25 protein-coding genes are annotated in these 24,867 nt (G+C 42.9%); 15 read left to right on the top strand and 10 right to left on the bottom strand.

Features of this window, described 5'->3' with window-relative positions; genetic code table 11:
- Nucleotides 1-12: 12 nt before the first annotated feature.
- The 4 genes from AC1W6K_RS06100 to AC1W6K_RS06115 all read right to left on the bottom strand — a co-directional run bounded on the left by AC1W6K_RS06100 (nt 13) and on the right by AC1W6K_RS06115 (nt 2,750).
- Nucleotides 13-600, bottom strand: a complete 588-nt coding sequence (locus AC1W6K_RS06100; protein ID WP_481721887.1) for a carboxypeptidase-like regulatory domain-containing protein — start codon at nt 598-600, stop codon at nt 13-15.
- Nucleotides 601-770: 170 nt separating this feature from the next.
- Nucleotides 771-1,589, bottom strand: coding sequence for a phosphatidate cytidylyltransferase (locus tag AC1W6K_RS06105; RefSeq protein WP_481721889.1), 819 nt, complete (start codon nt 1,587-1,589; stop codon nt 771-773).
- 16 nt (nt 1,590-1,605) lie between these two features.
- On the bottom strand, nt 1,606-1,800 hold the full coding sequence (locus AC1W6K_RS06110) for a putative signal transducing protein (protein WP_481721891.1): 195 nt from the start codon (nt 1,798-1,800) through the stop codon (nt 1,606-1,608).
- On the bottom strand, nt 1,797-2,750 hold the full coding sequence (locus AC1W6K_RS06115; protein ID WP_481946814.1) for a CPBP family intramembrane glutamic endopeptidase: 954 nt from the start codon (nt 2,748-2,750) through the stop codon (nt 1,797-1,799). The genes AC1W6K_RS06110 and AC1W6K_RS06115 overlap by 4 nt, the downstream gene beginning before the upstream one ends.
- A 33-nt stretch (nt 2,751-2,783) precedes the next feature.
- Here AC1W6K_RS06115 and dusB point away from each other — a divergent pair, with 33 nt between their 5' ends.
- The 6 genes from dusB (at nt 2,784) to frr (ending at nt 8,200) form a co-directional block, all read left to right on the top strand.
- Complete coding sequence (gene dusB, locus AC1W6K_RS06120) at nt 2,784-3,767, top strand: tRNA dihydrouridine synthase DusB (protein ID WP_481721895.1); 984 nt, start codon at nt 2,784-2,786, stop codon at nt 3,765-3,767.
- Nucleotides 3,754-4,635 (top strand): DMT family transporter, encoded by an 882-nt coding sequence (locus tag AC1W6K_RS06125; RefSeq protein ID WP_481946815.1) that lies wholly within the window; start codon nt 3,754-3,756, stop codon nt 4,633-4,635. Before dusB ends, AC1W6K_RS06125 begins: the two co-directional genes overlap by 14 nt.
- Nucleotides 4,636-4,711: 76 nt before the next feature.
- Nucleotides 4,712-5,977, top strand: a complete 1,266-nt coding sequence (locus AC1W6K_RS06130; RefSeq protein WP_481946816.1) for a DUF2851 family protein — start codon at nt 4,712-4,714, stop codon at nt 5,975-5,977.
- A 186-nt stretch (nt 5,978-6,163) separates the two neighbouring features.
- Nucleotides 6,164-6,868, top strand: coding sequence for a fatty acid desaturase (locus tag AC1W6K_RS06135; protein ID WP_481946817.1), 705 nt, complete (start codon nt 6,164-6,166; stop codon nt 6,866-6,868).
- A 54-nt stretch (nt 6,869-6,922) separates the two neighbouring features.
- Nucleotides 6,923-7,633: a UMP kinase gene (gene pyrH, locus AC1W6K_RS06140; protein WP_481946818.1), complete on the top strand. Its 711-nt coding sequence runs from the start codon at nt 6,923-6,925 to the stop codon at nt 7,631-7,633.
- 6 nt (nt 7,634-7,639) lie between these two features.
- Nucleotides 7,640-8,200: a ribosome recycling factor gene (frr, locus tag AC1W6K_RS06145; RefSeq protein ID WP_481946819.1), complete on the top strand. Its 561-nt coding sequence runs from the start codon at nt 7,640-7,642 to the stop codon at nt 8,198-8,200.
- A 36-nt stretch (nt 8,201-8,236) separates the two neighbouring features.
- On the opposite strand, the gene AC1W6K_RS06150 is transcribed toward frr, so the two are convergent.
- Entirely contained in the window at nt 8,237-9,163 is a 927-nt protein-coding gene (locus AC1W6K_RS06150) for a patatin-like phospholipase family protein (RefSeq protein WP_481946820.1), read from the bottom strand.
- A gap of 99 nt (nt 9,164-9,262) precedes the next feature.
- Between AC1W6K_RS06150 and AC1W6K_RS06155 the strand changes: the two genes are divergently transcribed.
- Nucleotides 9,263-10,237, top strand: coding sequence for a polyprenyl synthetase family protein (locus AC1W6K_RS06155; protein ID WP_481721908.1), 975 nt, complete (start codon nt 9,263-9,265; stop codon nt 10,235-10,237).
- Between the two features lie 49 nt (nt 10,238-10,286).
- Here the strand turns inward: AC1W6K_RS06155 and AC1W6K_RS06160 are convergent, their stop codons facing one another.
- Complete coding sequence (locus AC1W6K_RS06160) at nt 10,287-12,893, bottom strand: TonB-dependent receptor (RefSeq protein ID WP_481946821.1); 2,607 nt, start codon at nt 12,891-12,893, stop codon at nt 10,287-10,289.
- 127 nt (nt 12,894-13,020) lie between these two features.
- Here AC1W6K_RS06160 and AC1W6K_RS06165 point away from each other — a divergent pair, with 127 nt between their 5' ends.
- The 5 genes from AC1W6K_RS06165 to argH all read left to right on the top strand — a co-directional run bounded on the left by AC1W6K_RS06165 (nt 13,021) and on the right by argH (nt 17,806).
- On the top strand, nt 13,021-13,566 hold the full coding sequence (locus AC1W6K_RS06165) for a GNAT family N-acetyltransferase (protein ID WP_481946822.1): 546 nt from the start codon (nt 13,021-13,023) through the stop codon (nt 13,564-13,566).
- 73 nt (nt 13,567-13,639) lie between these two features.
- Nucleotides 13,640-14,614, top strand: a complete 975-nt coding sequence (locus AC1W6K_RS06170; RefSeq protein ID WP_481946823.1) for an N-acetylornithine carbamoyltransferase — start codon at nt 13,640-13,642, stop codon at nt 14,612-14,614.
- The gene (gene argB, locus AC1W6K_RS06175; RefSeq protein WP_481946824.1) at nt 14,614-15,393 is read left to right on the top strand and encodes an acetylglutamate kinase; all 780 of its coding nucleotides are present in this window, start codon (nt 14,614-14,616) and stop codon (nt 15,391-15,393) included. Before AC1W6K_RS06170 ends, argB begins: the two co-directional genes overlap by 1 nt.
- Complete coding sequence (locus tag AC1W6K_RS06180) at nt 15,394-16,458, top strand: M20/M25/M40 family metallo-hydrolase (protein WP_481946825.1); 1,065 nt, start codon at nt 15,394-15,396, stop codon at nt 16,456-16,458.
- Nucleotides 16,459-16,465: 7 nt separating this feature from the next.
- The gene (argH, locus tag AC1W6K_RS06185; protein WP_481946826.1) at nt 16,466-17,806 is read left to right on the top strand and encodes an argininosuccinate lyase; all 1,341 of its coding nucleotides are present in this window, start codon (nt 16,466-16,468) and stop codon (nt 17,804-17,806) included.
- Here argH and AC1W6K_RS06190 read toward each other — a convergent pair.
- A complete protein-coding gene (locus tag AC1W6K_RS06190; RefSeq protein WP_481946827.1) occupies nt 17,795-18,385 on the bottom strand; it encodes a riboflavin synthase in 591 nt (196 codons plus the stop codon). The genes argH and AC1W6K_RS06190 overlap by 12 nt on opposite strands.
- Nucleotides 18,386-18,431: 46 nt before the next feature.
- On the opposite strand from AC1W6K_RS06190, the gene AC1W6K_RS06195 reads away from it, so the two are divergent.
- Nucleotides 18,432-19,040 (top strand): DUF1684 domain-containing protein, encoded by a 609-nt coding sequence (locus AC1W6K_RS06195; RefSeq protein WP_481720157.1) that lies wholly within the window; start codon nt 18,432-18,434, stop codon nt 19,038-19,040.
- Here the strand turns inward: AC1W6K_RS06195 and AC1W6K_RS06200 are convergent.
- Genes AC1W6K_RS06200 through AC1W6K_RS06210 form a run of 3 tightly spaced genes read right to left on the bottom strand, consistent with a single transcriptional unit; the run spans nt 19,037 to nt 22,587 of the window.
- Nucleotides 19,037-19,753: a head GIN domain-containing protein gene (locus AC1W6K_RS06200; protein ID WP_481946828.1), complete on the bottom strand. Its 717-nt coding sequence runs from the start codon at nt 19,751-19,753 to the stop codon at nt 19,037-19,039. The genes AC1W6K_RS06195 and AC1W6K_RS06200 overlap by 4 nt on opposite strands.
- Before the next feature lie 51 nt (nt 19,754-19,804).
- Nucleotides 19,805-22,234, bottom strand: coding sequence for a PspC domain-containing protein (locus AC1W6K_RS06205; protein WP_481946829.1), 2,430 nt, complete (start codon nt 22,232-22,234; stop codon nt 19,805-19,807).
- A gap of 11 nt (nt 22,235-22,245) precedes the next feature.
- Nucleotides 22,246-22,587 carry a PadR family transcriptional regulator gene (locus AC1W6K_RS06210; protein ID WP_481720151.1) on the bottom strand — a complete coding sequence of 114 codons (342 nt, stop codon included), beginning with the start codon at nt 22,585-22,587 and terminating at the stop codon, nt 22,246-22,248.
- Between the two features lie 144 nt (nt 22,588-22,731).
- Here AC1W6K_RS06210 and AC1W6K_RS06215 point away from each other — a divergent pair, with 144 nt between their 5' ends.
- On the top strand, nt 22,732-23,940 hold the full coding sequence (locus AC1W6K_RS06215) for a sensor histidine kinase (RefSeq protein ID WP_481720149.1): 1,209 nt from the start codon (nt 22,732-22,734) through the stop codon (nt 23,938-23,940).
- A complete protein-coding gene (locus AC1W6K_RS06220; RefSeq protein WP_481946830.1) occupies nt 23,937-24,863 on the top strand; it encodes an AEC family transporter in 927 nt (308 codons plus the stop codon). Before AC1W6K_RS06215 ends, AC1W6K_RS06220 begins: the two co-directional genes overlap by 4 nt.
- The last annotated feature ends 4 nt before the right edge of the window (nt 24,864-24,867 follow it).

Raw genomic sequence — 24,867 nt, forward strand, 5'->3', positions numbered from 1 at the left:
TGCCTGCCCCTATTACTTCCGATTCAAATCCCGCATGAACTGCGTCGGGGACACTACCTGCTTCGGTTGAATCTCAAATGCCGGCTTCCAATCCTTCCGCTTGAGATCTCCCTTTTTCACCGACTGAATAAAACTCATCCACGCAAATGGATTCGTTAAGGCGAGCATCGGACTCGCAAAAAATGTTCGATTCGCCTGTGAAGAAACCATCATATCCGAGAAATTCCGGAAGTTGGCACTCGCCCCCATCCCCGCCTGCAACGCAAAAACATTCAACTTCGACTGCTCTAAATTATCGGCCAATATCCGCTTTTGGCGCTCATCACGCACTTTCATGTTTAAGAAAGCCTTCTTAAAATCCTCTTCATTGGCATGTAAAAAAACCTTCACTTCCGATAACATCTTATTGTCCTCCTGCATCTCAATGATCGCCTGATGCACCACATCCGTCTTCCGCGGAATCACATAATACTGTGGTTTATAGCCAATATAAGTAAACACCAAGCTATCCCCCGGAAAAACTAATAGGTCCACTTGCCCGAAATTGTCACTTAATGCGCCCCGACCAGCCGCTGGGTTATACACGTAAGCTAGAGGCAAATATTCAGAATTGTTAGATGAAATTATGCGCGCATTAAATAATACGGTTTTGTCCTGCCCCTGGGCAAACAAACGACTCGAGAAAGAGACGAAGATAAGAAGACAAAGTATACACCGACTAAACATCCTGCAAGATAAGTCAAATTACGATTGACGAAACATTAAAATTATTAACGAACTAATTTTAGAAATGTTATGATAAAAGGGATAGAAAGTAACAATCCATCAAAACGATCCAGAAATCCACCATGACCCGGAATCGTATCCGCCGAGTCCTTGATATTAATACTCCGCTTAAACAACGACTCCACCAAATCCCCATACGTTCCCGCCACCACAATGATAATCCCAATCGCATACCACTGAAAAGTTGTGTAATTCGTAAAATAATTGCCTAAAATCGTAGCCACCACCATCGCCGTCAACAAACCACCAATACTTCCCTCCCAGGATTTCTTCGGCGAAACACGCTCAAATAATTTCGTCTTACCAAACTTCGTCCCCGCAAAATAAGCACCCGAGTCACTCGCCCACAACAAAAACAAACAGCCCAAGACTATATTGGGATCATATATTTCAGATTGGATAAAAGCTAAAACGGTCAGTAATGCAAAGGGTAGTGCGACGTAAATAATGCCTAAAAACGTATATGCAATGTTTTTGAAGGGTTTCTCATCTTTGGACTTATATAATTTGATGAAAAAAATCAGCGTCAATAAGGGTGAAAGTATGTAGTAATTTTGATACGCCACATCCCCCTTTTCAATAAAGAAGGTCAATAAATGCAACACAACCCCGCAAAAAGTTCCGTAAAATGTTAGGGGTAGATTATCGCCCATGCTGCCCACCAACTTATAAAATTCTAATTGAGCTAGTGCCCCAACAATCAAAAAGAGACCCAAAAAAGTATAGTCAGAATAAAGAATGCAAAACAACAAAATCGGGACGCCAATCAGCGCGGCGATAATCCGTTGTTTTAAATTTGACATTTGACGTATTCCCATATTATTTCAAGACTAAAGTTCGCGCTTCCGACGCATCGTCCACGTGTACATATAATTCCCAATTCCCTAAATCATAGGCACTCACTTTCTGGTTCAATACCACGGCGCGAATCTCCGCCTGCTCCCATAAGAGCGCCTTATCCATCTCCAAATCAATCCCCGTGCGCGATTCCGCAATTTTTACCCAATCTTTCATGATGCGTCCGTTCGTAACAAATACAATCTACGCAAATAAAAACCCATTAATAGAACTGAAAATGCAGCCGACCACCACGGAATTTCCGAAACTAATTGCTCCGGGTTGATCGAAATACTTTTTTGTTGGTACATATAATGCATCGTCAGAGTCCACGCATTATTAAAGAAGTGTGCCAAAATAGGCACCCAAATACTACCATACCACACATATAAATACCCAAAAAACGCACCTAAAAACATACGTGGGAAAAATCCATAAAACTGGAAATGAATGAAGCTGAAGATCGCAGCGGCCAACCAGATCGCAACGTGTTTATTGCCCAAATACCGAACAAAAATCGACTGCAACACCCCTCTAAAAAAGATTTCCTCCCCCAATGCCGCGATACCCGCAATCACCGCAATAGCCATGGCGAAGTCCATATCCGACTGGAAATTCAATAAAAATTTTGTGAGTTCCGCTAAATTTCCTTCTGAGGATTTCATCCACTGCTCTACCCCCTCAAATCCCGCAGGCAAGACTATATTTTCATTCCACTGAATGACGTATTCCATAAAAGGCATCGATACCAATACCGTCAAAATCGCCCAAATGAATATTTGGAATCGCGGTATTTCACCCTGATTCAAATCCAAAATCGAACGCTTCTCCACAAACGACATGTAAGCCCATGGACCCAAAACAAATGTAAATAAGGCCGAAAACCATTGCAAGGCCATCATACCATGAAAGGCATTCGCATACTTCTGCGGATGCGCCACAAAGTCAATCAATAATTTCTGAAATTGGTTCACATCGGTCGTAGGCAATTCTAAAATTGCGACCACCGCAAGTAATCCAAAAAACTGTCCCAAAAAGCTTCCCAAGAGGAAAAAACCGAAGAGACTTAAGAGGTTCGAAGCGAGGCCCAACCAACGAGTTGGCCCTGTATACTGGTTTTCTTGCATAATGGTCGTAAATTTAAACAATTTTTAAACAGCATGGTAAAAATCGGCAACATCGAGCTTGGCTCATTTCCTTTACTTCTTGCTCCCATGGAGGACGTCTCAGATCCTCCATTCCGTGCGGTATGTAAAGCAAATGGGGCAGATTTGATGTATACCGAATTTATTTCTTCGGAAGGCCTCATTCGCGACGCCGCAAAAAGCGTCCAAAAATTAGATATTTTCGAATACGAAAGACCGATCGGCATCCAGTTATTTGGCAGTTCCATCGAGACGATGGCCTCCTGTACCGAAATTGCCACCAAAGCTAGCCCCGATTTAATCGACATTAATTACGGTTGCCCCGTCAAGCAAGTCGCCTGCCGCGGTGCCGGAGCCGCACTCCTACAAGATATTCCAAAAATGGTCGCGATGACCCAGGCTGTCGTAAAAGCCACCCACCTACCCGTGACCGTGAAAACGCGCCTCGGTTGGGACGACTCCACCAAAAACATTGAAGAAATTGCGGAACGTTTACAGGACATCGGCATTCAAGCATTAACCATTCACGGTCGGACCCGCGTACAGATGTATAAGGGTGAGGCCGACTGGACTTTAATCTCTAAAGTCAAAGAGAATCCTCGGATCAAAATTCCGATTTTCGGCAATGGCGATATCGATTCACCCCAAAAAGCCCTTGAATACCGGGACAAATACGGCGTGGACGGCATCATGATCGGTCGGGCATCCATCGGATATCCTTGGATTTTCAACGAAATCAAACATTACTTGGCCACAGGTGAGTTTTTAGCTCCACCTAGTTTAGAAGAACGCATCTCCGTTTGCGAATCCCACCTCGATTTTTCGATCCGTTGGAAAGGCAACCATGGCGGCATCGTCGAAATGCGCCGCCACTATTCCAATTACTTCCGCGGCATGGACCATTTCAAACCTTTCCGAACCAAACTCGTTACCAGTTACTCACTCGAAGAAATTAAAGAAACACTACACGAAATTGCCATGCATTATGCCGGAGAATAAAAAATCAACACTCGTTATTTTCCTAGCTATATTGGGTTTGGCATTGATTTGGGGAAGTTCATTTATCCTGGTAAAAAAATCACTCATTCATTATTCGGCGCTGCAAGTTGGCGCACTGCGCATCTGCGCCGCCAGCCTCTTCTTTATTCCCATTTTTTTGAAGCGTTTCAAATACATGGAGAAAAAACATATAAGCTCATTTTTACTGACAGGACTAACAGGCAACCTCATTCCCGCCATGTTATTTGCGATTGCAGGCCAACACCTTTCCAGTGCATTATCGGGTATGCTCAATGCATTCACTCCTCTTTTTACACTTTTTATCGGCATCGCATTTTTCGCCCAACCCTTTATTTGGAAGCAAATGACTGGGATTTTGGTGGGTCTGGCGGGTTGCCTCGGACTGCTTTTTGCCGGCCAAGGTTTTAATGTTGATTTTAATATTCATGGCCTTTGGGTCGTTTTGGCGACTTTATTGTACGGCATCAACATGCACCTCGTCAAAACTCGATTGAGCGATATGCACCCCTTGACTTCCACCGCTGGAATTTTTATGGTGATCGGTCCCCTGGCACTAATTGTTTTAATCTATACGGGTTTCTTCAGCCTACCACTTGACGAAGAACATCTGTGGTCGTTCATTTCGGCCATAGCATTAGGTCTCTTCGGATCCGCCATAGGGATGTTGGCCTTCAACCAAATCATCAAATGGACCAGCGCCATCATCGCTAGCTCCGTCACCTACATGATTCCCATCGTCGCTTTGGGTTGGGGTTTCGTGGATGGCGAAGCGATTTACCTACTGCAAGTCTTTTCCATGTTCGTCTTATTAGCCGGAATTTATTTGGTCAATAAATCAAAAAACTGATAAACTTTTTGCGTTTATACGTTTACCAAAACCCTGATTAAAAGAGCCCGTACATTCGTTCATCCAAACACAAACGATGAACGAGCTCACCATGGCCTACCTCTGGAAAAATCAGAAATTTTCTAGAAAATCCCTGTCCCTTACGAACGGGGAGAAGGTCCATATTTTGCATCCCGGGATCGAGAATAGGCATGCGGGGGCGGATTTCCAACAAGCCAAAATTAGGATTAACGACCTGTTGTGGGTAGGTGCAGTAGAGTTGCATGTGCGCGCGTCCGACTGGAATGCGCATGGGCACCACACCGACCAGAGTTATGAAAATGTCATTTTGCACGTCGTCTGGGAACATGACCGAGACATCAGCTATGTGAACGAACAGCAAATCCCAACCTTCTGCTTGTCGGCCTGGGTTCCCCAAGCCCCAATCCAAATAACGACATCAGATGAACTAGCATGCGCCTCATTTTTCCCGAGCATCGCGCACACAATCAAACAAGAAATGCTCGACCGTTGCCTCGAGGAGCGCCTCCTCGAAAAACAGGCACATATCACGACTTTGTTGCAAGCCACCGGCTGCGATTGGGAGGAAACATGTTACCAGTCACTCGCAAAGTCCTTTGGCTTTTCCCTCAATGCGGAACCGATGCTGCGCCTCGCGCAAAATTGTCCACTCAAACTCATCTTGCGTTACCGCGATCGACCATATGCCGTCGAGGCAGCGCTGTTTGGTTTAGCAGGTTTGTTGGAAGAGCCAGTCCACGATGCCTACCAATGGGAATTGCGAAGGGAATACATTCATTTGAAAAAGAAGCATGGGTGGCAAGCGAACTACTTGCACATCACCGACTGGAAATTATTACGCCTTCGACCATCGAATTTTCCGAGTATCAGACTCGCGCAATTTGCGGAGGTGGTACGATCCAACTGTTCATTAATTTCCCTCCTACTCGAAATACAGGATTTGAAAACGGTGCGCCAGCTCTTCGAAATTCCCACGATTGACTACTGGTCGACCCACACACATTTCGGTAAAAAAAGTAGCACCCATCAAACACGTCTAGGCCAAGGAGCCTTCGAATCAATTTGCATGAATACCCTCATTCCATTGCTTTTTGCCTATTCTACGAGTAAGAGTACCCCCACGTACGCAGAAAAAGCGCGGCGCTGGCTCAGTGAACTCAAGGCTGAAAACAATGTGATTACACGGAAATTCACGGATCTAGGTTGTCACTTACGCCATGCCGGCGACTCGCAAGCCGCGCTACAATGGCATAAAAATTACTGCGCAAAAAAACGCTGTTTGGCGTGTTCAGTTGGGGTAGAAATTCTTACTCCGACTTAATTACCGGCCCGCACGATGGCGTCCTTGCTCTGAAAAATTAGGAATAGGCGTAAACCCGTAATCCAAATTCATGGGAATACAAAAAGTCTTTTGAGCGTAAGTGGCAGAGGAAAGTGAAAGAATGAATATAAAAATGGAAACAATTTTCATCTTTAATTGTATTAATTTTGTAGTCATTGATTTAACATGGGCAATTTAAATAAATTCAAGGGAATATGTTGGGGCATTTTGTTGGTGACCTTGTGGTTCGCGCACCTCATATTTATGCTAAGTCGGCCTTTCGACCTCGCCAGCCCATGGACCTACATGGGCATCCTAATTCAAACGCATTTATATACTGGTTTATTTATCACCTCCCACGACTCAATTCACGGGGTAGTTAGCGTGGAATATCCATACCTAAATAATGCGATTGGTCGGTTCTGCACGATTTTATTTGCCTTCAATAATTACACGGTTTTGCGCAAGAAACACCACGAGCATCATGCCCATGTGAATACTGTGGGTGACCCGGATGTGCATCAGGGTAATTTTTTTGTGTGGTGGTTTAAGTTTATGTGGCAGTATGTGACGTGGCAACAAGTCCTCGCGATGGCTGTGACGTATAATATTTTAAAACTATGGATTCCGATGTGGAATTTGATTTTATTTTGGGAGTTACCTGCGATCTTGAGTACGCTACAGCTGTTTATATTTGGTACGTATTTACCACATCGTGGGGAGCATACACCGGGGAATAAGACGCAGTCGCGCAGTCAGTCGCGGAACCATGTGTGGGCGTTTATATCGTGTTATTTCTTTGGTTATCATTACGAACATCATGACCAACCGTATTTACCGTGGTGGAAATTAGCAGCAGCAAAAGATCAGACGGAAAATTTTATCAAATAGCCGATAATTTTTCTAAATTTGCACCGCGTAAATCACACCAAACAACCTTTTTTCATGAAAGAACCTAAATACAAACGTATTCTCTTGAAACTTTCAGGCGAGTCATTATCGACGAAAGATGAGGTGATTGACCCCGTTATTTTAGGTCAATACGCTGCAGAAATCAAAAAAGTACATGATTTAGGAGTCGAAGTAGCGATTGTAATTGGTGGTGGAAATATTTTCCGTGGCGCCAGTGCTGCGAAAGCAGGCATTGATCGCGTGCAAGGAGATTACATGGGGATGTTGGCAACCGTCATTAACGGCATGGCCGTACAAGCCTCCCTAGAAAAACAAGGATTATATACGCGGATGATGACGGCCCTAAAAGTGGAAGCGGTATGCGAGCCATTTATTCGTCGGCGCGCCATCCGTCACCTCGAAAAGGGTCGTATTGTGATCTTTGGAGCAGGAACAGGAAACCCATATTTCACGACAGATTCGACAGCATCATTGCGGGCAATTGAGATTGAGGCGGATGTCGTATTAAAAGGAACGCGCGTGGATGGTGTGTACACAGCTGATCCTGAAAAAGATCCTACTGCAACTCGGTTTACGCAATTAAGCTTTTCGGATGCAATCCAAAAAGGCTTAAAAATTATGGATACGACGGCATTTACATTATGCCAAGAAAATAATTTACCGATCATTGTTTTTGACATGAATAAATCGGGTAATTTGGCCGACTTAGTGTCTGGAGCGGATGTAGGAACGTTAATTAGTTAATACGACATGGAAGAATTAGAATTTTTTATCGAAGCTACCCAAGAGACAATGGAGGGTGCGATCAAGCACTTGAACATTGAGTTATCTAAAATTAGAGCGGGAAAAGCGAGCACCTCGATGCTAGACGGATTGATGATCGACTATTATGGCATGGCGACACCTATTACAGGTGCGGCATCCATCACAACGCCTGATGCGCGAACAATCGCTATCAAACCATTTGAAAAGGGAATTTTTGGTGAAATTGAAAAGGCCATTCGTAACTCAAACTTGGGTTTAAACCCAATGAATGATGGCGAAACGATTCGCTTATCGATTCCTCCCTTAACAGAAGATCGTCGCCGTGATTTAGTGAAACGTGTCAAGCAGGAAATCGAGGTTGCGAAAATCAACATTCGAAATGCACGCCAAGATGGCAATAATAGTATCAAAAAATTAAAAGCTGATGGCGTATCGGAAGATGCGATTAAGGCGGGTGAAGATAAGATTCAAAAAATCACCGACGGGTTTATCTCAAAAATTGACCACATATTTTCGGACAAAGAAAAAGATATTATGGTGGTATAATTCACCATAATAGCCCGGTCGTAGATCGGGCTTTTTTTATGCCTGACTTTTCACCACGGCGTAACCTACCTCCAGCATCCGCCGAATGTCTCGTTGGGTGAAATGCTGCATGTCAACAGTCAACGGCTGTATGGGCCGAATGTTCTGAATTTTTACGCGCTTGAAACCGGCAAACGTACCGGCCAAAGCAGGTGATCCATCCAACGGCAGCGTACTATTGATTAATAAAGTTTCGCGTAAATCAGCGTTAAGAATCTCATTGACGGCGATGTCCATGACACGGTCAACGAGGGCCAGTAAATCACCGGTATCAAACATGCCACCTTCGATGGTTTCGGGGTGACAACTTACGCAGACAATCTCCTTAGCGCCATCTTCGAGCGCTTTCCGAATAGGTGTCACATCGCGTAAGCCACCATCTAAAAAACTTCGTCGGGCTTCGCCGTTGATTTGGACGACTGGCATCAAAATGGGTATGGCAGATGAGGCCATTAAATAATCAAAAAATGCCTCCTCACTTGGATCTACATAATGCATGCCGCCATCGATGACATTCACGGCGCCAATTTTCAATGCGACGGGACTGGCATTCAAATTACGTGGGCTCAACTCTTCTTCCAATAACGTTCGTAAAGGCTGCGTTGATACTAAACCTTTGAACTTTTTCTGAAGTGCGGACCAACCTAATTCGAAAATAGACAAGGGTTTGGATAAACTGTCCGGGCTCGTTATGCGCGTCTCCCAAAAATCCCATAAATCACCTGCCGCTTGGGCGAAAGAAACATGTCCCGTTGCTAAGGCTTGTTGGCCTATCCGATTCACCAAATATGCTGCATTTAAACTCCCCGCCGAAATCCCATAAATCGCATCCGGTTGAAAACCTTGCTCGGCCAAAGCTTTGATTGCACCGGCCTGAAAAGCACCTTTAAGGGACCCTCCAGCGAGGACTAATATCTTGCTCATATATTTTAGTTTATTTAGCGGAGCGGAAACAATTTATTCCAATAAGTGGTTAAATTTACACAAATTATAACGCTGCCTACTAGGCTCTTCCCCGAAAATATGCCCTATTCCATCTCCTCCATTCAGGCGCCCATTGCGGAACCCATGAAGGCATTTGAAGGTAAGTTTCGGCAGTTCATGAAGACCAAAGTCATGTTGCTCGATACGATCATGAATTACATCGTGCAACGTAAGGGCAAGCAGATGCGCCCAATGTTCGTGTTTTTGATGGCAGGGACCGTAGGCAAAATCAATGAAAAAACCCATCGCGGAGCAGCGCTAATCGAATTATTACATACAGCAACTTTAGTGCACGACGATGTCGTGGATGAATCGGATTACCGACGGGGCTTTTTCTCCATCAATGCGATTTGGAAAAATAAAATAGCGGTTTTGGTGGGTGACTACCTACTTTCAAAAGGGCTTTTACTTTCTGTAGATCACAAAGATTTTGATTTATTGACCTCCGTTTCGACCGCAGTGCGTGAAATGGCAGAGGGTGAATTATTGCAAATTGAGAAAGCGCGAAAGCTGGACATCACAGAAGACGTTTACTTTGACATCATCCGAAAAAAGACAGCGACGCTTATTTCAGCGTGTTGTGCAGTAGGTGTACAATCGACGGATGCGGATGAAAAATATGTGGCTTTGGCGTCTAATTTTGGTGAGAAAGTAGGCATTGCATTTCAAATCAAAGATGACTTGTTTGATTATGGGGATGCGGAGATAGGGAAACCTTTAGGCATAGATATCAAAGAAAAGAAAATGACCTTGCCACTGATTTATGCATTACAAAACACGGATAGATCAACGCGAAAATTCATTATCAATACCATTAAAAATGATTCTGAAAATCCAAAGAAAGTACGTGAGGTAATTGCATTTGTTAAATCAACAGGCGGGCTGGCGTATGCGACCGCTAAAATGCTTGAATTTGCACAAGAGGCTAGAGAATTACTAGCGCAGTTTCCCGCTTCAAACTACCGAGATTCGCTCGGTGATTTATTATCCTACACAATCGAAAGACAGAAATAAAAAAAGGAAGCTATCACTAGCCTCCTTTTTTTGTATCATTTGAGTGGAATTAACGTGGCCCACCTCCACCGAAGCCACCGCCTCCGCCACCGCCACGCATACCTGGCATACCCATTGGTGCCGGTGATGCTGGAGCTGAATCGCCGCCACCTTCGCCTTTGGTATCATCGTTATTCACCGACTTCTTCTTTTTTGTAGGCCCGAAAGTCATCTTTCCGATACGGTATGTGAAATTGATTTTAAAGTTCATGTTACGTAATGTATTCTTGGACTCTTGGTTAATAGTCGCCGTTTTTGTCTCGCTACGAATCACAAAACCATTTGGTGTAAAGAAATTCTCCGCACCGAATCCAAGACTTCCTTTCTTATTTTTAAAGTCTTTTCTAAAGCCTAAGCTGTAAATTCCAAAGCCCCCTTGAGATCCTTGCAACTGAATTTGATTCACACGATAGAACGAGAACAATTGCGCGCCCCATCCGTTACCGATATTGTAATTTCCAAACACACGGAAATTTGTTTGCAAACCTTCATTACGAGCTGACAACATTTTATCTGCTACGTTATTAGCCAAAACCATGTATGACAAATCACCACCACCGCCTAACATAAATTTATTAGACAAGTTGATGTTCATGTTGACATTCATTCCATAAGCATCTTCATTTCCAATGTTCATGGCGGTGGTCTTCACTGTATCTCCATAAACCTGGCGAATGTTACTAATCGCGCCTGTGGTGTTACGCATGAAGAAGGAAGTAGAAATGTAGGTCTGCTTGATGAATTTACTGTACGAAACTTCGTAGTTATTCGTAAACTCAGGCTCCAAGTTTGGATTTCCTTGTGAAATATTCAATGGGTTGGTTGCATTGATATTTGGATTCAAGTTTTGAATACCGGGGCGTTGAAGTCGGCGGTTATAACTAAATCTCCATGTACCCGACTTGAATGTCTTGGACATATTGAAACTAGGTACCAAAACACCATATGGAGGAATCACCGTATTTTGACCCTCATTTTTTAAGAAGCTGGCCGTAATATTTGTTTGCTCAAAACGAGCTCCCGCTTTTATGCTCCACTTGTTTTTCGTTGTCAACGTATATGAACTATATGCTGACCAAATGTTTTGGTTGTAATCAAATACGTTACTAGGTAAGATTAAATTATTAACTGGCGTATATGTTCCGTTTCTATCTCCAACAAACGAGGCATAATCAGAAGTCACATCACGTGAAATTGCCTTAGCTCCAAATTCAATCATGGACATTTTGTTAATTGGCGTTTGGTAATCCAATTGAATTGTGGCTTCCTGATTGTATGAATCATTCTCATTTTTAATGGAATTGAGGATTTCATTCATCGTTGAATTTGGATTCAAAATAAGATTATAAAAATCGTTTGTCCGATTGTTCCGACTAAACATCGTTAACACAGAAAATTCTTTTTGTGCTTTGGCAAAAGTCTTTGTATAATCAACATTGATATCCACATTAGCTGATTCATCTAAGGAACTTGTGTTACGTAAACTAAATAATTTGGCATTCCGAATCTGAGATAACCCATCTTGCCAGTTAGTCCCATTACGTAAACCAAACCTAACACTCGAAGTCACCGAATTGTATTTGTTAATATCCCAATCAGCGCCTAGTTGGTAATTACCAAATATACCTTGCCGACGCGTTTCAGCGGTCTGAATATTTGTGTTTTGAATTCCACCGCTAAGCCCCGTGATTTGCGTACTTTCAAACTTTCCGTTCACATTATATTCCGAACGTCCAAATCCACCCAATGAAAGACCCCAGTTTTTATTTCTAAAGTTTCCGTTCAACGATAAATTTGAACCTCGTAAACCTGCGCTCGTGTCTAAGCTCAAGGTTAAACCTTGTAAGGTGTTTTTCTTTGTTACAATGTTAATAATACCTGCAGAACCTTCCGCATCATAGCGTGCGGATGGTGAGGTAATAACTTCCACCGTCTTAATCATATCGGCAGGAATTTGTCTCAAGGCATCCGAAAGACTTGATGCCATAATGGTCGAAGGCTTGTTGTTAATCAAAACCTTCACATTGGTCGACCCGCGCAAGGATGGGTTACCATCTAAATCCACGGATAACATCGGAACTTTTTTCAAAACATCCGTTGCATCACCACCACGATTTGTCACATCTTTCTCCGCGTTATAAACGGTACGATCGACACGCTCCTCGATTAAAGCGCGCTGTCCTTCGACTGTAACTTCGGCTAACATCTTTGTGCTTGAGGCCATGGAAATCACACCCAAGTCTTGGTCGTCATTTTTGCCTGTTACTGAAATAGCAAGTGTTTTACTGTCATAACCAATGAATGATACGACTAATTTGTATTCACCTACCGCTACTTTGCTGATTGTAAATTTACCTACTTGATCTGCTACCGCTCCATCGACTGGTCGGCCTGTAGCTTTATTAATCAAAGCCACCGAAGCAAATTCAACAGGTTTTTTATCTGTGGAGTCTAATAAATATCCGACAATTTTGGCGGATCCTTTCGGAACGGCTTGCGCTGTTCCTGGAATAACAACTTCTTTTTTCGCTGGTGCCATTCCAAAGCCCCCAGGAATTTGTGCACGCATCGTGAACACGGTACTTAAACAGGTAATCAGAATTAAAATGTATTTCATAAATATTATTTGTTTGGCAATAATTCGGTTTCATTTAATTTCGGTCACAAAAATCTGCATACATTTAATAACACATTTGATTTTGCGACCAAAACAGCAAATTTGTAGGTCAATATTCGTATCCTTTATGTTCGTTTTAACATCTTCCCGACTTCAATTGATCCCACTAGACAATAGCCTGTTGAGTTTGTGGCGACAATTTGGGCGCGAGGCCGTTGAAAAGGAATTGAACTTAAGACCTAACAACATAGCCTTGGAAAAGTTTTATGCAAACGAAATGAATGATGCAATGGTCAATTATTGGCTTCCCATGACCCATAAATTCCCGTTGGATTTTATGTGGTACACAAATTGGGAAATAATCCTAACGGCTTCATCCTGCTCTATCGGGGGAATTGGTCTAGCTGGATTGCCTGATAATGCAGGAACGACGGAAATTGGCTATGCGCTTGATGAAAAATTTAGAGGAAATGGGTATGCAGCTGAGGCGGTGGATACATTGAGTAAGTGGGCATTTCAGGATGCCGACTTGCAAATTTTACGGGCAGAAACACCTTGCGAAAATGTAGCTTCTCAACGCGTTCTACGGGTAAATAATTTTATACAGACGGGGCAAAAATCCATTGATTGCCCAGAACCAATCGAAGTTTTCACATGGGAACGCCATCGATAAATTTCATTTAGTTATCAAAAATGGTAATTTTACCAAATTGCCAATACTATAAGGTCCTGAGACCACACATTCTATGCAGCATTTTACTTCCGTTAAAGACGCGTACAATATCGATAAACTTGTCAACGAAGCTTTGTTGATGAAAAAATCTCCTTATGCCGACAAGCACCTGGGGAAGAATAAAACCATGGGTTTGTTGTTTTTCAATTCTAGTTTAAGGACACGTTTGTCTACGCAAAAAGCGGCGCAAAATTTGGGGATGGACGTCATGGTGATGAATGTGGGTACCGACGGCTGGCAATTAGAGATGAACGAAGGCGTCATCATGAACGGAGATAAGGCCGAACACGTGAAGGAAGCCGCTGCCGTTATCGGCCAATACTGTGATATCGTAGGCGTTCGAAGCTTTCCAGGATTAGTTGATCGTGAATTAGATTATTCCGATTTGGTGATTAATCAATTCGTTAAATATACAGGGAAACCTGTTATTAGTTTGGAATCAGCCACGAGGCATCCGTTGCAGTCGCTCACCGACTTACTTACCATAACAGAAACGAAGCAAGTGGACCGCCCTAAGGTAGTTTTAACTTGGGCGCCACATGTGAAAGCATTACCTCAATGTGTTCCCAATTCGTTTGCGGAATGGATGAATATTGCGAATGTCGACTTCACAATCGCGCATCCCAAAGGCTACGAATTAGCTCCTGAATTTGCTGGAAATGCGAAAATCTGCTACGATCCGCAGGAAGCGTTTGTGGGCGCTGATTACATCTACGCAAAAAACTGGTCTTCCTATTCAGACTACGGAAAAATTCTTTCTTCGGACCCCGCATGGACGGTCACAAAAGCGAAGATGGATTTAACAAATAATGCCAAATTCATGCATTGCCTTCCGGTTCGTCGGAACGTTGTCGTGGATGATGCGGTGATTGATTCGGAGAATTCGATTGTAATCCAACAAGCCGGAAATCGGCTTTGGGCGGCGCAAGCGGTCATTAAAGAAATCTTATTGTCCCAAATGCGGGTCGAAAGCCCCTATTTATTTTAATGAAAAAGCAGGCCTTACATATTGTCAAAATTGGCGGGAACATCATCGATGCACCCGAGGCCTTAGCTTCATTTTTAGCGAATTTTGCTTCGATGCAAGAGCCAAAATTACTGGTTCATGGGGGTGGAAAAATCGCTACGTCTATGGCCTCTGATTTGGGGATTCAAAGTCAGATGATCGATGGTCGGCGTGTGACGGATGCAGCTAGTCTACGCATTGTAACCATGGTTTACGCGGGCTGGATCAACAAATCCATCGTAGCATCTTTGCAAGCGTTGCATTGCAATTCGATTGGTTTAGCGGGTCCAGATGGTGGATTTGTGGTGTCAAAAAAAAGAAATCCTGTGCCTATTGATTATGGATTTGTGGGGGATATTGAACATGTAAATGCCTCTGGTTTAGCTGGATTATTAGCCGCTGGATTGAGTCCTGTTTTCGCACCAATCACAGCTGATGTTTCGGGACAATTATTAAATACCAATGCAGATACGATGGCGCAAGCTTTGGCGATTGCCTTGGGCGCACATTTCGATGTGACGCTCACGTATTGCTTTGAAAAGCAAGGGGTTTTAATGGATCCCAATGATGATGATTCAGTAATTCCAAAGATTAATCAGGCAATTTTTACACAATTAAAAGCAGATGGTATAGTATCAGCGGGTATGATTCCTAAGCTCGAAAATGCATTAAAAGCGATTGACGAAGGCGTTCAAACCGTTCGTCTTTGCCACGCTAATTTTGTTTCACAGCCCGAAAAAGGCACGATAATTCAAGCCTAAATGTATACGGAACAACAATTTCTAGATGCAAAAGGCCTGTTGGCCCAACTACTTGCCTGCCCGTCTTTCAGTCGGGAAGAACAAGGAACCGCGGCCATTATTCAGGATTTTTTGGCTGCCAGAAATATTCCGTTTCATACCGTTGGCCAAAATTTGTGGGCAAAGAACTTGTTATTCGACGCAGCCAAGCCTACCATTTTATTAAATTCCCATCACGATACCGTAAAGCCAAATGCCTCTTGGTCCTACGAACCCTTTGCGGCGACTATCCAGGATGGCAAAATGTTCGGGCTCGGGAGCAATGATGCAGGAGCTAGTTTAGTGTGCTTAATTAGTGTTTTTTGCACCTTTTTCGACCGAGAGCTGCCATTTAACCTCGTTTTGGCGGCGACAGCTGAGGAAGAGATTTCAGGGAGTGGCGGAATTGAATCGGTTTTAAATTCAGCCGATTTTCCGAAGATTTCGTGGGCAATTGTGGGGGAACCGACGGATTGCCAACTGGCCATTGCTGAAAAAGGATTGATGGTAATAGACGCGGAAGTTCGCGGGGTGGCTGGGCATGCGGCGCGGAATGAAGGAGTGAATGCGATTTACTTGGCATTAGAAGATATCAGCAAGATTAAGGCATTTGAATTTCCAGAGGTCTCCAAGGTACTCGGACCCGTAAAATGCACCATTTCGGTGATTAATGCAGGAAAACAACATAATGTGGTACCAGACGTATGTCACTATACGATAGACTGTCGGGTCAATGAATGTTATTCATTGGACCAAGTGCTCGAAACATTAAACGGTTTTACGCACGCAACATTAACGCCTCGGAGTACTCGTTTGCAATCGAGTAAAATACCTGATGGACATCCGGTTCTCGCGGCAGCGGCGGCTTTGGGGATGCCGACTTTTGGGTCTCCTACCCTTTCGGATCAAGCTTTGATGAGTTTTCCATCCGTGAAAATCGGACCAGGGCATTCCGGAAGAAGCCATACGGCGGATGAATTTATTTATTTGGAGGAGCTGAAACAAGGAATCCAAACCTATCAAAATTTACTTTTACACTTAATCTAAGAAGATCGTGGCAAAACTTTGGCAAAAAGAAAATCAAAAAACGGACGCAATCATTGAGCAATTCACGATTGGGAATGACCCAGTTTACGATTTGCAGCTAGCGCGCTACGATGTCATGGGTTCGCTTGCGCACATTACCATGCTCGAGCATGTGGGCCTATTGCCTTCGGCAGAATTAGAGCCACTTTGTGTGGAGTTGAAAAATATTTTAGACACGATTGAAGCTGGCACCTTCGTCATCGAAGACGGCATGGAAGATGTCCATTCCCAAATCGAATTTTTACTGACACAAAAACTAGGCGATTTAGGGAAAAAAATTCACGCGGGTCGCTCTCGGAACGACCAAGTTTTAGTTGACCTGAAATTATTTATGCGGGCTGAAATCATGGAAATTGCTGACGCGGTGGAGGATTTATTTGATCTTTTAGTAACAAAAAGCGAGGCGCATAAAAACGATTTATTGCCCGGCTACACGCATTTACAAATCGCGATGCCATCTTCTTTTGGATTGTGGTTTGGCGCATACGCGGAGTGCTTAGTGGAAGACGCAGAATTGTTAGAAGCGGCTTTTCGTTTGGCCAACAAAAATCCATTAGGTTCAGGCGCCGGTTATGGTTCATCCTTTCCCTTAGACCGGAAGTTAACGACCGTTTTATTAGGTTTTGAGGCACCACATGTGAACGTGGTCAATGCCCAAATGTCCCGTGGTAAAACGGAATTTTATGTACTAAACGCCATCAGCCAGATCGCAACGACGCTTAGTCGGCTTGCCATGGACGTCTGTTTATACAACTCCCAAAACTTTGGCTTTATCGAATTACCAAGCTCCCTAACGACTGGCAGTTCGATCATGCCGCATAAAAAGAATCCGGATGTCGCGGAATTACTACGTGGCAAATCGAATAAATTAAAAGCCGCACCGAACCAATTGCAATTACTGATGAGCAACCTGCCGTCTGGGTATCACCGGGAATTCCAATTGACCAAAGAAATCCTGATGCCAGCCATCGACGAAATCAAAGATTGCCTAGAAATCACGCATTACATGGTTTCAAACATGCAGGTCAAAGTTGATCTATTAAAAGATTCGAAATATGACTTATTATTCTCCGTCGAAGAGGTAAACAAATTAGTCGTTGCAGGCATGCCTTTTCGGGAAGCTTATTTGCAAGTAGGCAAAATGATCGAGACCGGAAAATTCAATGGCAGCTCACGCGAACTTAATCACACACACCTGGGTAGCATCGGAAATTTAGGACTTAATGAAATTCAAGCCCAAAAAGATGCGGTTTGGAATCGCTTCGGATTTGAAAAAGTGGAGGACGCGATTGAGAGTCTATTGAGCTAGTTGGCGCGCCAACAACTTCTGCATGTACTTTCCGAGAATATCGAATTCTAAATTCACGCGATCCCCTACGTTCAGTTGGTGAAAAATCGTGTGCTCATACGTATATGGAATAATCGCCACAGAGAACGTATCTACACCAGATTCAACAACCGTCAATGACGTTCCATTCACACAAATAGAGCCTTTTTCAACCGTCACATGGCCGGCGGGATATTGAAAATGGTATTCCCACGATCCGTCGAGCGTTTTAATCGACGTACAAATTCCAGTCAAATCTACATGTCCCTGCACGATATGTCCATCAAACCGACCGTTTGCGGGCATGCAACGTTCTAGATTTACTTTTTGGCCAACGGCCAAGTCGCCCAAATTCGTTTTTTGTAAGGTCTCTTGAATCGCGGTTACGCGGTATTCCGGGGATTTAATTTCGACAACAGTTAGACAAATGCCGTTGTGAGCCACCGACTGGTCAACTTTCAATTCGTCTGTGAAGGGAGAAGAAAACCAAAAATCAACATTTGTTCCATGCGCTTGTTTACTTTCCAAGACGCCCATTGATTCCACAATACCTGTAAACATATGATTAATTTTATATTTTTACGAACCCAAATTTACACGCATTCCTATGAAATTCAATCGATGGTTCTTGATTCTCATTCCAATTCTTGTAATTCTCACCTATGTGAGTCTTCCCGAGAGCAAACCAGCTCCCGCACAATCGACAATAGACTCCTTAGCGAGCGTTGAATCCCGAAAAGCTAAAGATGAAAATTTGAGAACGGCAGAAGACTCCCCAATTCTCAATAAAGATGAGTTTTCTGGATTACACTATTATTCATTCAATCCAGCCTGGTCGATACTTTTTGATGTAGTCCGCGCTGAAAAAGTAGAAAAAATAGGTTTAAAAATGACGGATGGAAATCTAGATTCCTTGATTTTATTTGGCAAAATTTCAGCTAATATTCAGGGAAAATTGGTTTCATTGGTACTCTACCAGCACGATTCTGGAGATTTTTTCATCCCATTTAAAGACAAAACCGCCCCCACAGAAACCTATGGAGGCGGTCGGTATTTGGAGTTACCCCTAACAAATTTGAAAGAGAACCAACTACGCGTTGATTTCAATCAAGCTTTTTTTCCTTTTTGTGCCTATAATAGCACCTTTGCGTGTCCGATCCCCCCGAAAGAGAATATGCTCGATATTCGCGTGGAAGCGGGTGAACGCAATCCTTAATTTACTCGCCTCACAAACGAGGCACCCGATAAATCCTTACTAACAGCAGGATTTCCGAGATAGGTAATTTTAGAAGCTCCCGAAGCTTCAACGCGCAAGGACTTTTGAACATTCAATTCCACATGGCTGGCCCCGCTTGCAGCTACATCTACATCACGCACAATCATATCGGTTAATACAAGGTGACTTGCGCCAGAAAGATCGATGGACAACTTTAACACTTGGCCTTTCATTTCTACTTTTGATGCGCCCGATAAATCAAGCGTTAGCTTGTCGGCAACAAGCTTCGTTGACATCAATTTAACGGCTCCGCTTCCATGAAGCGTCATTTCTTCTTCGTCTACAAATCCTTCTAACGTAACTTTTGCAGCTCCACCAAATTCCGCATCAATCAAACGCGGCATGGTGATGTTTAGCACAATTTTTTTGTTGGTGTTCCTCCAATTTCTCCAGTTTGACCAATAAGATTCATCTAGCGTAACTTCTAGCTTGGAGCCATTCACCTGAACTTCAACGTTCTCTAAATCATTTTCGCTACCGGTCGCCGAGATGGAATAGGTGCTTCCTTTAAAAATGTGTACCTCGAAGGCATTCCCGATTTCAAGGGAATTGAAATTGCCAACTTTATATTTTTTAGTGGTTAGGTCGGCAGAGGCCAACAGGTTGATGGAGACTCCTAGTGCCGCAATCAGTAAGTAGATCGATTTTTTCATTTGTTTTTTTTACGGTTGGCAAGATGTTTCTTCTTCCCCAAAGGTTGCATGTTACTTTAAAATAGTCCAAATTTCTTTCTTCCCGAGGGAATTCGCATTATTCGCAGTAGCCGATGCATATTTTTTCCCACGCAAAGATTCCGATACATTCAGATCCATCCGGGCTTTTTTATCAATCCAAACGGTCGCATTTTTCACTTTAAAACCAGATGCATCTAATTCGGATCGATCGTAAGTAGAAGCGGCTAGCGCATCCGAACGACCTGCTAGTTTCAAACTATGAAAATCGTGCAGAATCACTTCCATTTTTGCCGCATCGAAACCAGAAATTTCTGTGCGACCATTTCCCCCTAAATCTACTTTACGTAAATCTGGCGTTTCAATCGTCACAGTCACATTGCTGGGCAAGGACTTAAAGCGCAATAAGCTACCGTCCACGGATGCAAGTTGGCTCCAATTATCTACGGGGTCCGAAGATTCCATGGAGATTTTATACTCGGCAGCTTGTTTGATCTCAATCTTGGCTCCATCTGTTTGACTAATTTCAACCTGCGTAAATGGATTTACCGTTTTGGAGATGGAGAAGTTTGACGAAGTTGCCCCCTCCTCAGTCTCCGTGTCTTTAGAATCGGAAGATTCATTGGATTGATTTGGTTCGCGATTCAAACAAACTAACCCTTTGTCGGCCGAAAAAGTCCACTTAGAACCCACAAATAGGTCGGTGCCATTTTCATTAAAATAACCACTATCTAACACATTTTCGATGTATAGCGCAAACTCCTTCGTCATGCCAAAGCTGACGCCATACGGAACCAAAATCTTCACACGTAAGCGCTGATTTCTAAACTTAAATTGCTTCAACCCAAAATGTGAATCTAAAATGATTTGATCTCCTTTTTGGTTGAAATGATAATCAATGGATTTGGCATTTACTTCAGCTTCGGCACGGGTTCTACCATTTGATTTGGCAAATTGAATCACTTGAATTGTTTTCCCATCGTAACCAGCCATCGTTATTTGGGCACGCGAAAATCCATCCCGATTAAAATCATTTAAATCTTCATCATCTAAAAACTGCTCCAAAAATACATCCATTTCCAGGGTATTGCCGAGCATCTTTTCCCAAACACTTTCTTGGGATTCCCGGTGTAAACTAAACACATACGAGGAATCTGTTGGAATATCTTTGACTAAATTGACTGAGGCCGTTCGCTGAAAATTACGACCCACAAAACTAAAAGCAGTAAACAATCCGATCCAGCCCACAATGATTAAAGTGGTGGAAATATAGGAATACGTTTTATTCGTTAATTTCCGGTTGGCCAATAAAGAAGCCCCACTAATTCCAATCCCAACAATCATGGGAACAAATGCCAAAAATCCTGCATAAACCGCCCACGCAGGTAAATCTTGTGCGAGCAAATAAATAGGTACTAGTTCACCAAATGACAAGCCTATTTCTCCATGGTCAAAACCAGAAAAACCTGCTGAAATGGATACAACCAAGATTATAGCAGCCGCTAAGCAAATTACACATAGGATAAAGCCAACTAGGTACTGAACAAACCAACGAACGCCAGATAAGACGGGCTTCAGTGCCGTAAAAATCGTCGCTAACGTGCGAAATGGGAATAATAATAAACGAGTTAGTGGCTTTTCCTCTGTGGAATCAGGCTGAAAAGTATCTATGATATTTTTTTCAATGTTCTCCAGGGTAATAGGTTCGCCTGTCATCGCCATTTTGTCGGTAACTGATTTTGCCTTCGGCGTTATGGCCATAATGATAATGTAAGCCACAGCACCCGTACCAAAAAAGAATAAAGAGATTACCGCAAGTACACGTAATAAACCTACATCCCAACCGGTATATGCGGAGATTCCAGCCATCACACCGCCAACGACCTCGTTCTCTGGATCTCGGTAAAATTTGCGGTAAGACTTGTCTGTTTCAACTGTGATTACACCAGGAATAGCGATCCAACAAGCCACATAGACCCAGAAAACAAGATTAGCCGCGTGTAATAGTGGGAAAAGACCAAAGAAACCAACGATCATAATTAATCGAACCCAAATCGGATCTATTTCAAAATAATTGGCAATCCCCGAAGCGACACCTCCTATTTTTTTATTTGTTAAATCCCGCCGAAAAATCTTCTTTTCCGCAGTATTCGCTGACGATTTTTGTGACTGCTCCTGCTTCACGTCCTCTCCTTCAATTTCTTTAAAGTCGGCAACCGTCCCCAGCGAAGCAATCAAAGCATCCACATGTGCTTGCGTTATCGCTTCTGTTTTCTCGGTTTCCCGGATGTTCCAGAATTTTTCTGCGATACGCGCTTCGATGTCGTCTACGATGTCTTTGGCTCCTTCGAAATTTTTGAAATAGGCATGGATGGATTTTAAATAGGCATCCAATGTTGCGAAAGCGTCTTCCTCGATGTGGAAAACAATGCCAGCAATATTTATTGATAAAGTCTTTTTCATGTCCAAAAAGTTTAAGCTTGGGGTGTTTGCGGATGAATGATTTGGGATACAGAGGTATGTAAATCATCCCAAGTTCCATGTAACTCAGCTAAAAAGGTGGTTCCCTTTTCAGTCAAAACGTAATACTTACGTGGCGGACCTGATACAGATTCCACCCATTTGTAATCGAGAAATCCCGCATTTTTTAGTCGGGTTAATAAAGGATATAAGGTTCCCTCCACGACCATGATTTGAGCGGATGTTAATTCAGTCAGCATTGTAGACGCATACACTTCACCCCTCGAAATAATTTGCAGAATACAGAATTCCAATATTCCCTTCCGCATCTGCACCTTGGTATTTTCAATATCCATCGGTTATTTATTTTTTTGATGGGTCAAATGTATAAAAGGTACTATGTAATACAAAGTACCTTAGAAAAAATATTTTTGATTTATGGATAAACGGTGAGTAATTTGTGTCGAATGGCTTAATCAGCCGCACTCGAAATCGAACGCATGTTTAAAGAAGTCTCGTTGCCACTCGCCTTTTACAATCGGGATACCTGGTTGAAAGTCGCGTTTTTTGGTATTTGTGTTTTCATGGCCGGCTTCTCCCTTTATTTTACGGATGGTTTAGTGAGCAAACTCGAGGAGCGCGAAAAACAACAAATCGAATTATATGCGGAAACTATTCGGTATGTGATGACGAGTGATGAGAATGCCGACATTAATTTTTTCTTTGAGCGCATTAAGAAGATCAACGAAAACAATACGATTCCTGTGATTTGGAAAGATGGAAGTGGCCACTTGAATTCCATCAATATTGCGATGTCTGAGTCGCTTTCTATAGAGGAAAAGCAAACATTGCTCCAATCCAAACTCAAAGAGATCATCGCTGAAAATAATAAACCCATCGAAATGGACATGGGTTTTCAAAAGGAATATATCTATTACGGCAATTCAAAATTGCTAAAATTATTACGTTACTACCCACTTTCCCAGCTCTTGGTCGTCTTAATCATTGGGTTTTTGGGCTATATCTTTTTCTCCTATTCACGCCGAGCGGAACAAAATCGCGTTTGGGTAGGACTTGCCAAAGAAACAGCACACCAGCTCGGTACACCCTTGTCATCTCTGACAGCTTGGGTTGAAATTCTTCGGAATGAACCCACCATCAATCCGGAAATTGTGATTGAGTTATCGAAAGATATTCAGCGACTTGAGACCATTACCACCCGTTTTTCAAACATTGGTTCCATGCCAATTTTGAAGAAAGAAGATCTAGAAGAAGTTATAACCAGCTTTATCAGCTACCTGAAAATCCGTATTTCAACCAAAGTCCACATCGAGATTAAGTCGGCCTTAATCCCAAATCAAGAGGCGAATGTCAACAAATACCTATTTGAATGGGTGATTGAAAACATTTGTAAAAATGCGGTGGATGCCATGGGTGGAACGGGGGACATGGTGATTTACTTGCATGAGGGAAAGAATAATCAACTTTACATAGACATTAGCGATACTGGAAAAGGAATTCCAACGTCCAATTTATCGAAGGTATTCTCACCCGGGTTTAGTACCAAAAAACGTGGTTGGGGCCTAGGCTTAACCTTAGCGAAACGGATCGTTGAAAATTACCATGAAGGAAAATTAAGCATTAAGTCTTCCGAGTTAAATAAGGGAACGACCTTCCGTATTTCGTTGCCTAAACCTGCGGTGTCATGAGTTCATCTAACGTCGTTTTTGGTTCAGCTTTGGTCGTTATTACCATTGGTTACCTATTAAAAAGTGCGGGATTTATTCAAGCGCATGACGCCAAATCGGTCTCTAAATTTCTCATGCACACGACTTTCCCGGCGTTGGTTTTTACAACAATGACGCACATAGATTTGTCGGCAGACCTCATGTGGCTCCCACTAATCGCCATGAGTTTCGGGATGGTATCTTCTTATATCGGTTTTTTGATGTTCAAAAAAGAACCGAGTGAATATCGAGGAATTCTGACTATGGGATCAGCTGGATGGAATTTAGGCCTATTTGCGTATCCATTGATTGAAGGAATTTGGGGTTGGGCAGGCTTAACCTACGCCATCATGTTTGACTTAGGGAATTCGGTCATCAACTTCATGGTGAATTATGGTATGGGAACTTATTTGTCGGCAGAAAAACCCAAAGGAAATATCTACAAACACATACTCAAGCGTATATTTTCTTTACCTCCCCTCCTGGCGATGCTTTTGGGCTTGGCGATGAATATGGGACACATTCAGATTCCGGTCTTGGCTTCGGAAATTATTGATACAATTGCCAAAGGAAATAAACCGATGGTTTTATTACTTATGGGTATCTATTTTAGCGTCCGACTACCTAAACGTAGTTATTTAAAAGTATTTCAGGTATTGTCCTTTCGATATGCATTCGGCTTAAGTATCGGTCTCCTACTCTATTACACGACGCCGTTCGCATTTGAATATCGTAATATGATCCTCATTTGTTTAGTCCTTCCCGCTGGTATGACCTTAATTACTTATGCCGATGAATTAAATTTTGATACGGGAATCGCAGCGGCTTTAGTGAACTTTTCTATGCTTATTAGCTTTGCGCTAATGTGGTTACTCGTGGGCATTTTCCAAATGACCACCCATTAAACCA

The sequence above is a fragment of the Aquirufa sp. genome (genome assembly GCF_964796385.1).